Genomic DNA, 10,730 nt, shown 5'->3' with positions numbered 1-10,730 from the left:
GGTGCACACGGCGACGACCAGGTCAGCCGGCGCGGCTGCGGTGGCCGCCGGGTTCGCCGCGACCGGCGGGGTCGCCCGTGGTGCCGACCTGCTGGAGCGTCGGCTCGCGGTGGGCGGGGTCGAGATCGGGTAACCCGGAGGCGTGGAACACAGGACACGCGGGTCGGTCTATGCCGCCCATCTTCGGACGAGCGCGGTGGTGGCGGTGCAACTCGTGGCGGTGGTCGCCGCGGTCTGGGTGCTGGGCTGGATCGTAGCCAAGACCTGGGTGATCATCCTGCCCGTCGTGCTGGCGGTGATCGTGTGCACCGTGTTGTGGCCGCCGGTGCGCTGGTTGCGCGACAAGGGCGTGCCTGCCGCGGCGGCGGTGCTGCTGGCCCTGCTGGTGGCCGCCGGCGTGATCGCCGGCGTGGTCGCCGCCGTCGCGCCGGCGGTCATCGAGCAGTCCACCGCGCTGGCCCAACAGGCTTCGGCCGGCGTCGTGCAGGTGCGCGACTGGCTCGGTGGACCCCCGTTGAACATCAGCGCCGAACAGCTCGACTCGGCGGTGGCGGCCATCAACGAGCGGCTCAGTTCCAGCAGCGCACAGATCGCGTCCGGGGTGTTCACCGGTGTCGGGGCGGCGACCTCGGCGCTGGTGACGGTGTTCACCACGGTGGTGGTGACGTTTTTCCTGCTCAAGGACGGTCCGCAGTTTCTGCCCTGGGTGCGCCGCCATGTCGGCAGGCCCGCCGGTGGGCATGTTGCCGAGCTCCTCGAGCGGGTCTGGTCGACGCTGGGCGGGTTCATCCGGACCCAGGCACTGGTAAGCCTGGTCGACGCGGTGCTGATAGGAACGGGCCTGGTGATCCTGGGTGTGCCGCTGGCTTACGCCCTGGCGATCATCACCTTCATCGGCGGGTTCGTGCCGATCGTCGGCGCATTCGTCGCCGGGGCGCTGTCGGTGCTGATCGCGCTGGTGGCCAACGGGCCGGTGAACGCCCTGATCGTGCTGGCGATCATCCTGGCGGTGCAGCAGCTGGAAGGAAACGTGCTCCAGCCCTGGCTGCAGTCGAAGTCGATGAACCTGCACCCTGTCATCGTGCTGCTGGCCGTGACGCTGGGTGCCTCGGTGTTCGGTGTGATCGGTGCGTTCCTGGCTGTCCCCGCCGCGGCGGCGGGTGCGGTCATCGTGCGCTACTACGGCGAGCAGGTGGCCGCGGTCGACCGGGATCCGGCCGAATCCGGCTGAGGGTGCCGGTTCTCACGAGGATTGGCGGAACCAGGACACGATGTAGAGGGACATCGCCGAGACCAGGGCGATGAGCACCCACAGCACGACCGCCTGATCGATCCACGCGCCGGGCGGTGGCGCACCCGGAAGAAAGTTGCGCAACGGAACGACGGCGAACAGCATGGCCGCGAACCATGTCGTCAGCGGGGGCAGGAACTGTCGCTTGCCCGCGACCGTCTCGAGGGCCACGAACATCGCCAGTGCAGGCAGGGCGACCAGCACCAGGATCACGCCCAGGTCGAAGGCCAGGGTGCCGCGGTTGCGCTGCAGCGTCACGACCTGGCCGGCCTGTGCAGCGTCGACCCGTTCGGCACGCACATCCCAGTTCGTGATGCCACCACTGAACCTGACCTCGGCGGGCACCACGGTGCGGTCCCCGCTGTCGTCGCCCACGATGGCGTCGGCGCGGATCGGCGCGGTGCGGTAGGTGTCGAACGGCCAGCTGTCGGGGTCTCCGCCGGCCTCGATCGTCGCCTTGACCGTGGCCGGCGTCTGCCCTTGCCTGAACACGATCTCGCCGATGTCGACCCACGGGTGGAGCCGGACGGCCACATCGGTGTTGAGCACGCCGAGCTGCGGGTCGATGAGGTCCGACGGTGGGATCAGCAGGACCTTCACGTCGAGTTCGTTGGATCCGGTGTCGATGTCGCTGAGGTAGACCGACAGGGCCGGGTCCTGTCCCGCGGTGGTGTCGACCGGGGGAAGCGCCGGAGACGAGCCGCCGATCAGCCAGTACCCGATCAGCGAGCCGATGTAGATCAGCCCGACGAGGGCGAAGCTGGAGGTGACGCGTATCCGTCGACGAGATGCGCGAGGGTCTTCCGGCTCATCCGACACCGGAAGATGCTAGCGCCCGGCACCGCTTTTCGCGCGGGTCCAGCTGACGCCGAGGTGGTCAGCGCGCGAACATCAACGCGCGCTTGACCTCCTGGATGGCCTGGGTGACCTGGATGCCGCGCGGGCAGGACTCAGTGCAGTTGAACGTGGTGCGACAGCGCCACACCCCGTCCACGTCGTTGAGGATGTCGAGCCGCTCGGCCGCGCCCTCGTCGCGTGAGTCGAAGATGAACCGGTGGGCGTTGACGATGGCCGCCGGCCCGAAGTAGGAACCCTCGGTCCAGTACACCGGGCAGCTGGTGGTGCAGCACGCGCACAGGATGCACTTGGTGGTGTCGTCGTAGCGGGCCCGGTCGGTCTGGCTCTGGATCCGTTCCCGCGTCGGCTCGTTGCCCGAGGTGATCAGGTAAGGCTTGATCGCCCGGAACGCGTCGAAGAACGGTTCCATGTCGACGACGAGGTCCTTCTCCACCGGCAGGCCGCGGATCGGCTCGATCGTGATGGTCAGCTGCTTGTCCGGGTTCTTGGGCAGCATGTCGCGCATCAGCACCTTGCACGCCAGCCGGTTGACGCCGTTGATGCGCATCGCGTCCGAGCCGCACACCCCGTGCGCGCAGGACCGGCGGAACGTCAGCGTGCCGTCGAGGTACCACTTGGCGTAGTGCAGCAGGTTGAGCAGCCGGTCGGTGGGCAGGCAGGGCACCCGGAAGCTCTGGAATCCGCCCGAATCGGCGTGAGCATCCGGGTCTTCGGGGTTGAACCGCGCGATCTTCAGCGTCACCATCACCGCACCCTCGGGCACGGGCGGCAGTTCGGGGTCTCTGGTCTCGGCTTCGGGGGCGATGGTCATCTCAGGTCCTCGCTGTTCACGCACGCACTGGTCATCAGTACTTCCGTTCCATCGGTTCGTACCGCGTCTGCACGACGGGCTTGTAGTCCAGCCGGATGTCGGCGAGCAGGCCCGGGGCCTTGATGGTGTCCCCGCTGGTCTCGCTTTCCGGTCCGGGAACCTTGTAGGCCATGGTGTGGCGCATGTAGTTGGTGTCGTCGCGGTTGGGGTAGTCCTCTCGGGCGTGCCCGCCGCGGGATTCCTTGCGGTTCAGCGCACCCACCACGGTGACCTCGGCCAGCTCCAGCAGGAAGCCCAGCTCGATGGCCTCGAGAAGGTCGCTGTTGTAGCGCTTGCCCTTGTCGTGCACCGAGATTCGGGCGTAGCGCTCCTTGAGTGCATGGATGTCGGTCAGGGCCTGCTTGAGCGTCTCCTCGGTGCGGAACACCGCGGCGTTGTTGTCCATCGACTGCTGCAGCGCGCCCCGGATGTCGGCGACGCGTTCGTTGCCGTGCTCGGAGAGGATGTCGCCGACCCAGCCGACCACCATGCCCGCCGGGTTGTCCGGCAGCTCGACGAAGTCGTGGCCCAGCGCGTAGTTCGCCGCGGCGATGCCAGCGCGGCGGCCGAAGACGTTGATGTCGAGCAGCGAGTTGGTGCCCAGCCGGTTGGCGCCGTGCACCGACACGCATGCGCACTCCCCGGCGGCGTAGAGGCCGGGCACCACCGTGGTGTTGTCCGAGAGCACCTGGCCGTTGACCGTCGTCGGGATCCCGCCCATCACGTAGTGACAGGTCGGATAGACCGGCACGAGTTCCTTGACCGGGTCCACCCCGAGGTAGGTGCGGGCGAACTCGGTGATGTCGGGCAGCTTGGATTCCAGCACGTCCTCGCCGAGGTGGCGCACGTCGATGTAGACGTAGTCCTTGTTCGGACCCGCGCCGCGGCCCTCGAGCACCTCGAGAACCATCGAGCGGGCGACGATGTCGCGCGGCGCGAGGTCGACGATGGTCGGTGCGTAGCGCTCCATGAAGCGCTCGCCTTCGCCGTTGAGCAGCCGGCCGCCCTCGCCGCGCACGGCCTCGGAGATCAGGATGCCCAGCCCGGCCAGGCCGGTCGGGTGGAACTGGTGGAACTCCATGTCCTCCAGCGGAAGTCCCTTGCGGAAGATGATGCCCAGCCCGTCGCCGGTCAGGGTGTGCGCGTTGGAGGTGGTCTTGTACATCCGGCCCGAACCGCCGGTGGCGAAGACGATCGCCTTGGCGTGGAAGACGTGGATGTCACCGGTGGCCAGCTCGTAGGCGATGACGCCGGTCGCCACGGGGCCCGACGGGGTCGGGGTGAGCGCGATGTCGAGGGCGTAGAACTCGTTGTAGAACTCGACGTCGTGCTTGACGCAGTTCTGGTAGAGCGTCTGCAGGATCATGTGCCCGGTGCGGTCGGCGGCGTAGCAGGCCCGGCGCACCGGGGCCTTGCCGTGGTCGCGGGTGTGCCCGCCGAATCGCCGCTGGTCGATGCGGCCCTCGGGGGTGCGGTTGAACGGCATCCCCATCTTCTCGAGGTCGAGGACGGCGTCGATGGCCTCCTTGGCCATGATCTCCACCGCGTCCTGGTCGGCGAGGTAGTCGCCGCCCTTGACGGTGTCGAAGGTGTGCCACTCCCAGTTGTCTTCCTCGACGTTGGCCAGCGCCGCGCACATGCCGCCCTGGGCTGCACCGGTGTGCGAGCGGGTCGGGTACAGCTTGGTCAGCACCGCGGTGCGGGCCCGGGGGCCGGCCTCGACGGCCGCCCGCATCCCCGCACCGCCGGCGCCGACGATCACGACGTCGTGGCGATGTTCAACAATCATGTCAGGCTCCCGGTCAAGAGATCGTCGCGTCGAAGGTCAGCAGCACGTAGGTGCCCAATACCAGCGTGAACGCCATCGACAGCGCCAGCAACGTGTTGAGCCAGAACTTGGTGGAGTCCTTGCGGCTGTAGTCGGCGATGATCGTGCGCATGCCGTTGCCGCCGTGCAGCTGGGCCAGCCAGAGCATCAGCAGGTCCCAGGTCTGCCAGAACGGGGAGGCCCAGCGCTGTGCGACGTAGTTGAAGTCGATGCGGTAGACACCGCCGTCCCAGATCAGGCCGATGAACAGGTGGCCCAGCACCAGGAAGATCAGCGCGACACCGGAGAAGCGCATGAACAGCCAGGCGTACTTCTCGAAGTTGGGCATGCCGCTGCCGCGTCGCTTGGATCGCGGGTTGTCCAGGCCGGCGGGCCGGTCGTAGCTGGTCTGCATCACCGGGGCGGGTCCGCCGCGGTCGCTGATGTGGTCGTAGGGGTTCTCGCCCCGCGCGGCGGTGCTCACAGGAACCGCTCCGCCATGTGCATGCCGATGATGCCCAGCGCGGGGATCATCACGGCCAGCCAGACGCCGGCGACGACCCACAGCATCCGTTTCTGGTAGCGGGGCCCCTGGTGCCAGAAGTCGACCAGGATGATGCGGACCCCGTTGAGGGCGTGATAGAGCACCGCGGCGACCAGGCCGATCTCCATCAGCCCGACGATCGGGGTCTTGTAGGTGTCGATGACCGCGTTGTAGGACTCGGGGCTGACCCGCACCAGCGCGGTGTCGAGGACGTGGACGAACAGGAAGAAGAAGATCGCCGCACCGGTGATGCGGTGCAGCACCCACGACCACATGCCCGGATCGCCGCGGTAGAAGGTGCGCCGACGCGGTCGCGGTGCAGGCGTCGCCCCGCTCCCTGTCAGACTCGGTGTCTGAGTGCTCATCTGGCCTCCAACGCCATCGGTGGACGCTCGGGGCGCGGGGTCACATCGCTGGTTCGATGGCTGGTCCCCAACAGGCGCAGCCTGACCCGCTGCCCCAAACCTCGGGGCGACTCTAAACCCAGTTTTACTGCTAATCGAACTAGCGTGGAGTCGATCAGGGCCTCAACAGCGAGAAGTTAGGTTTACCTATCTAGCGGGCCGGGTCGACGGACGGGGTTTCGGAATGGATTCAGAAGAGCGGCCGGTGAGTCAGTCGTGACGGCTGAGGTGGATTGGAAAGCGCTGCGGGAGAAAGCGATTGATGTATCGCATCGAGCCTATGCGCCGTATTCGCGGTTTCCGGTGGGCGCCGCCGCGCTGACCGACGATCACCGAACGGTGGTCGGGTGCAATGTGGAGAATGTCTCATATGGCCTAGGTCTCTGTGCGGAGTGTTCTGTGGTCTGCGCCCTGCATTCCTCCGGTGGCGGCCGGCTGCGCGCGGTGGCCGTCGTCGACGGCGCGGGCAACACCCTGATGCCGTGCGGCCGGTGTCGTCAGCTCCTGCTCGAGCACGGTGGACCCGACCTGCTCATCGACCACCCGTCGGGCCCGCGCCGGCTCGCCGACCTGCTGCCCGACGCGTTCGGGCCCGACGATCTGGCCCGGGTGGCGCCGTGAGCACGCCCCGATCCGATGTCGCGTTGGACGCCCCGTCGGTGATCCGGGTCAAGCGGGACGGCGGCGTGCTGACCGACGAGGTCATCGACTGGGTGATCGACGCCTACACCCACGGCCGCATCGCCGAGGCGCAGATGTCGGCGTTGCTGATGGCGATCTTCCTGCGCGGCATGACCACCGCCGAGATCGCCCGCTGGACGGCGGCGATGGTCGATTCCGGGGAGCGGATGGACTTCACCGACCTGCGCCGCTCCGCCGGTGGTGGCCCACTGGCGCTGGTGGACAAACACTCCACCGGCGGTGTCGGAGACAAGATCACGATTCCGCTGGTGCCGATCGTGATGGCCTGCGGCGGCGCGGTGCCACAGGCCGCAGGGCGCGGCCTGGGCCACACCGGCGGCACCCTGGACAAGCTGGAGTCCATTCCCGGGTTCACCGCCGAGATCCCCAAAGCCCAGATCCGCCAACAACTCTGCGATCTCGGCGCGGCCATCTTCGCCGCCGGTGAGCTGGCGCCCGCCGACCGCAAGATCTACGCGCTGCGCGACGTGACCGCCACCACCGAGTCGCTGCCGCTGATCGCCAGCTCGATCATGAGCAAGAAGATCGCCGAAGGCACCCGGTCGCTGGTTCTGGACTGCAAGGTCGGATCGGGCGCGTTCCTGGCCACCGAGGCCGAGTCCCGCGAGTTGGCGCACACCATGGTCGCCCTCGGCGCCGAGCACGGTCTGTCGACCCGCGCACTGCTCACCGACATGGAGGTGCCGCTGGGGCGCGCGGTCGGCAACGCGGTCGAGGTCGTCGAATCCCTGGAGGTGCTCGAGGGCGGCGGACCCGACGACGTGGTCGAGCTGACCCTGGCACTGGCCGGCGAGATGCTCGACGCCGCCGGAATCGATCGCGTCGACCCGGCGCAGACCCTGCGCGACGGCACCGCGATGGACCGGTTCGCCGCCCTGGTCGCGGCCCAGGGCGGCGACGTGGCCTCGCTGCGGTCCGACAGGCTGCCGCGGGGCTCTCACAGCGAGACGATCACCGCGCCGAGAGGTGGCACCATGGGTGACATCGACGCGATGGCGGTGGGGCTTGCGGTGTGGCGGCTCGGAGCGGGCCGTTCGATGCCCGGCGAGCAGGTGCAGTTCGGTGCGGGCATGCGCATCCACCGCCGGCCGGGTGAACCCGTCACCGCGGGGGAGCCGCTGTTCACGCTCTACTCCGACACGCCGCAGCGTTTCGGGGCAGCATTGTCCCAACTCGACGGCGCATACAGCGTCGGTGACGAGGCACCCGCCAAGCGTCCGCTCGTCATCGACCGGATCGGCAGCTAGGAGGATCCCGTGACCACACCGCTGACTCTGGAGACCATCCGCCAGGCGCCCAAGGCGCTGCTGCACGACCACCTCGACGGTGGACTGCGGCCGTCGACGGTGCTGGACCTGGCCGACCGGTACGGCTACGGCCAGCTGCCCGAAACCGAGGTGGACAAGCTCGCGACGTTTTTCCGGACTGCGGCGCACAGCGGCTCGCTGGAGCGCTACCTGGAGCCGTTCGCCCACACCGTGGGCGTCATGCAGACCCCGGATGCGCTGCACCGGGTCGCCTACGAATGCGTCGAGGACCTCGCCCGCGACAACGTCGTCTACGCCGAGATCCGGTTCGCCCCCGAGTTGCACATCGACGGCGGGCTGTCGCTGGATGCGGTGGTCGACGCGGTGCTGGCCGGGTTCGCCGACGGGGAGAAGGCCGCCGCGGCCGAGGGGCACTCGATCGTGGTGCGCTGCCTGGTGACGGCGATGCGGCACGCGGCGCGCTCACTGGAGATCGCCGAGCTGGCGATCCGGTTCCGGGACAAGGGGGTGGTGGGCTTCGACATCGCCGGGGCCGAGGCCGGACACCCGCCCAGCCGGCATCTCGACGCGTTCGAGTGCATGCGCAACAACAACGCCCGGTTCACCATCCACGCCGGCGAGGCGTTCGGGCTGCCCTCGATCCACGAGGCGATCGCCTTCTGCGGGGCCGACCGGCTGGGCCACGGGGTGCGCATCGTCGACGACATCGAACTCGACGCCGACGGAACCCCGCGCCTGGGCCGGCTGGCGGCACTGCTGCGGGACAAGCGGATTCCGTTCGAGATGTGCCCGAGCTCCAATGTGCAGACCGGTGCGGTGTCCAGCATCGCCGAGCACCCGTTCGACCGGCTGGCCCGGCTGCGGTTCCGGGTGACGGTCAATACCGACAACCGGTTGATGAGCGACACCTCGATGAGTCTGGAGATGCTGCGCCTGGTCGAGGCGTTCGGCTACGGCTGGAGCGACCTGGAGCGCTTCACCATCAACGCGATGAAGTCGGCGTTCATCGCGTTCGACGAGCGGCTGGCGATCATCGATGAGGTGATCAAGCCCCGGTACGCCGTCCTCATCGGCTAGCGATTTCGGCGTGCTTTTCGTCGGTGAGCGACGACGAACACGCCGAAATCACTCCTGGCGCAGACGGGACTCGACGAACGACTCCAGCGACTCCCATTCGGCGACTGCGTCGGCATAGGGTCCGCTGCTGGGCCGGCCGTTGGAGTCGGGCTCGAGCACGTGGGCGACGACCCGGCCCAGCGGTGTGTCGGGGGCGAGTTTGGCGTCCACACTGGCCTCTTCGGCGTAGTCGCCGATGTCGCGCACCAGTTCGACGGCCAGCTCCAGCTGGTCGCGATCCAGGGCCTCGGGGCCTTCGGCCAGGTCGTCGGCGATGCCGGTCAGCACGTAGACGTTGTCGTCGGTGACCTCGATGCGCAGCGAGCCGTCGGTGGCCGCGGTGCGGATGTCGTCGTAGGTGGCCAGGTCGGACAGATCGTGGTCGTGCTCGTCGGCCAGGTAGCGGGCCAGCGCCCGCTCGGACCCGAACACGCTGATGCGGCCGTTGCGGCCGAGGAAGATGGGTTGGTCGTCGAGGTAGCAGCGCAGCGTGAACAAGGTGCCGGCACTGGTCATCAGGCGCACCGGGTCGATGCCGACACGCTGCCAGAAGTCCTCGTCGCTGCCCAGCACCCGCTCCTGCGCCGCGGCGGTGAGGTCGTCGGATTCCTCCTCGGTGTCGACGATGTCGTCGATCACGACGTCCTCGTCGTCCTCCTCGGGTTCCGGCGCCGGCTCGTCGAGCTCGGCCTGGGCCTTCTTCGCCGCGGCGGCGTCGACGTCGGGTGTGGTGATGATGTCGTCGATCGCGCCCAGGACGTTGTCCCAGCCCGAGGCGATGATCTTCTCGATCTCGGCCCACCGCTTGCGGCCGGCGCGGCCGGCGAACGCCTCGACGCCGCCACCGACGGTGCCGAGCACCGGGTTGCCGTTGAAGAACTTGGTGACTGCCGGCAGTTCGCACACCGACCCGATCGACGACACCACCGCGAGCGCGCTGAGCAGCGCCGCGACGCTGTCTTCGGTGGGCTTCTCGGCGAGCAGCTCCTCGAAGCCCACCAGGTCGTGGGTGTGTTTGTCGGCCGGGACCAGCTTGTGGGCGTTGGCCTCGGTCAACTTCTCCCAGGCGGGGTGATCCGACAGGTCGTTGTCGGTGTCGGCGCGCACGAAGGCCACCAGGTCGGCGACGGAGTCGAACACGTAGAAGTCCTCGTCCTTGCCGAGGAACGCCTCCCACTCGTCGCCGTCCGCACGCCACCGCGGGGCCCACAACGTGTACACGTCGCCCTTCGTCAGCTTGAGCTGGATGGGCACGATGTCAGCAGCCATGCGGCACAGCCTAGCTACCGGGTGTCGACGTTCGGCCAGGCACCGCGCGTCCGGCTAGGCGGTCGGCCGCCAGAAGCCCTGGAAGCCCTGACCGGCGTTGGAGGTCCGGATGGGCGACAGCCGCACCGGATCGCCGGCCTCGATCATCGTGCCGTTTCCGACGATCATCGCGACATGACCGTCCCACACCGCCAGATCGCCGGGACGCAGCGCGCCCGCGGCGACAGCGGCACCGATGTCCTGTTCCTGAGCCAGCCGCGGGATGCCGAGTCCCGCTTGGTGATATGCCCACTGCGTCAGGCCGCTGCAGTCCAGCCCGACGCCCGGGGTGGTGCCACCCCATCGGTAGGGCACACCGAGCTGAGTGAGGGCGTGCCGAACGGCGTCGGCGGCCACCGCGTTGGGGGCCAACACGACGCTGCCGTCGGGTAGCCGCACCTCGACGCCCTCACCGAAGCTCGCCGCGTCCGGGATTCCGGCGTCGGCCGGCTGGCCGAAGGATGCCGGCTCGGCGAGCCCCGACCAGCCGGACACCCCGGGGCTGCTCGCAGCGGGTGCCAGACCGGCGGGCGCCAGACCGGTGCCGGGGCCGGCCGGGCCCGCTGTTGCGCCGCCCCAGCT

At 68.7% G+C, this 10,730-nt stretch carries 11 protein-coding genes; 4 read left to right on the top strand and 7 right to left on the bottom strand.

Annotation, left to right across the window (positions count from 1 at the left end; all coding sequences use genetic code 11):
* Positions 1 to 142 precede the first annotated feature (142 nt).
* Positions 143 to 1,231 carry an AI-2E family transporter gene (locus ACXAID_RS24580; RefSeq protein ID WP_475024796.1) on the top strand — a complete coding sequence of 363 codons (1,089 nt, stop codon included), beginning with the start codon at positions 143 to 145 and terminating at the stop codon, positions 1,229 to 1,231.
* Positions 1,232 to 1,243: 12 nt separating this feature from the next.
* Here ACXAID_RS24580 and ACXAID_RS24575 read toward each other — a convergent pair whose 3' ends face one another.
* The 5 genes from ACXAID_RS24575 to sdhC form a co-directional block, all read right to left on the bottom strand.
* Positions 1,244 to 2,110 carry a DUF4436 domain-containing protein gene (locus ACXAID_RS24575; protein ID WP_475024795.1) on the bottom strand — a complete coding sequence of 289 codons (867 nt, stop codon included), beginning with the start codon at positions 2,108 to 2,110 and terminating at the stop codon, positions 1,244 to 1,246.
* 58 nt (positions 2,111 to 2,168) lie between these two features.
* Positions 2,169 to 2,960: a succinate dehydrogenase iron-sulfur subunit gene (locus ACXAID_RS24570; protein ID WP_475024794.1), complete on the bottom strand. Its 792-nt coding sequence runs from the start codon at positions 2,958 to 2,960 to the stop codon at positions 2,169 to 2,171.
* Between the two features lie 34 nt (positions 2,961 to 2,994).
* Positions 2,995 to 4,788, bottom strand: a complete 1,794-nt coding sequence (gene sdhA / locus ACXAID_RS24565) for a succinate dehydrogenase flavoprotein subunit (RefSeq protein ID WP_475024793.1) — start codon at positions 4,786 to 4,788, stop codon at positions 2,995 to 2,997.
* 13 nt (positions 4,789 to 4,801) lie between these two features.
* Positions 4,802 to 5,221, bottom strand: coding sequence for a succinate dehydrogenase hydrophobic membrane anchor subunit (locus tag ACXAID_RS24560; protein ID WP_475024797.1), 420 nt, complete (start codon positions 5,219 to 5,221; stop codon positions 4,802 to 4,804).
* Between the two features lie 65 nt (positions 5,222 to 5,286).
* The gene (gene sdhC, locus ACXAID_RS24555; RefSeq protein ID WP_475024792.1) at positions 5,287 to 5,715 is read right to left on the bottom strand and encodes a succinate dehydrogenase, cytochrome b556 subunit; all 429 of its coding nucleotides are present in this window, start codon (positions 5,713 to 5,715) and stop codon (positions 5,287 to 5,289) included.
* Positions 5,716 to 5,970: 255 nt separating this feature from the next.
* Here sdhC and ACXAID_RS24550 point away from each other — a divergent pair, with 255 nt between their 5' ends.
* The 3 genes from ACXAID_RS24550 to ACXAID_RS24540 are packed head-to-tail and all read left to right on the top strand — an operon-like array spanning position 5,971 to position 8,801.
* The gene (locus ACXAID_RS24550) at positions 5,971 to 6,375 is read left to right on the top strand and encodes a cytidine deaminase (RefSeq protein ID WP_475024791.1); all 405 of its coding nucleotides are present in this window, start codon (positions 5,971 to 5,973) and stop codon (positions 6,373 to 6,375) included.
* A complete protein-coding gene (locus ACXAID_RS24545) occupies positions 6,372 to 7,703 on the top strand; it encodes a thymidine phosphorylase (RefSeq protein WP_475024790.1) in 1,332 nt (443 codons plus the stop codon). Before ACXAID_RS24550 ends, ACXAID_RS24545 begins: the two co-directional genes overlap by 4 nt.
* A gap of 9 nt (positions 7,704 to 7,712) precedes the next feature.
* A complete protein-coding gene (locus tag ACXAID_RS24540) occupies positions 7,713 to 8,801 on the top strand; it encodes an adenosine deaminase (protein WP_475024789.1) in 1,089 nt (362 codons plus the stop codon).
* Between the two features lie 48 nt (positions 8,802 to 8,849).
* Here the strand turns inward: ACXAID_RS24540 and satS are convergent, their stop codons facing one another.
* Together satS and ACXAID_RS24530 are read right to left on the bottom strand one after the other, a co-directional pair.
* Entirely contained in the window at positions 8,850 to 10,109 is a 1,260-nt protein-coding gene (gene satS / locus ACXAID_RS24535; RefSeq protein WP_475024788.1) for a protein export chaperone SatS, read from the bottom strand.
* A 54-nt stretch (positions 10,110 to 10,163) separates the two neighbouring features.
* Positions 10,164 to 10,730 (bottom strand): C40 family peptidase (locus tag ACXAID_RS24530; protein ID WP_475024787.1); only part of this gene is annotated, 567 nt, incomplete at its 5' end.

The sequence above is a fragment of the Mycobacterium sp. ABE4_509 genome (genome assembly GCF_056160785.1).
Note: the sequence above shows the minus strand (reverse complement) of the source record. Positions and strands in the feature narration are given on the sequence as shown.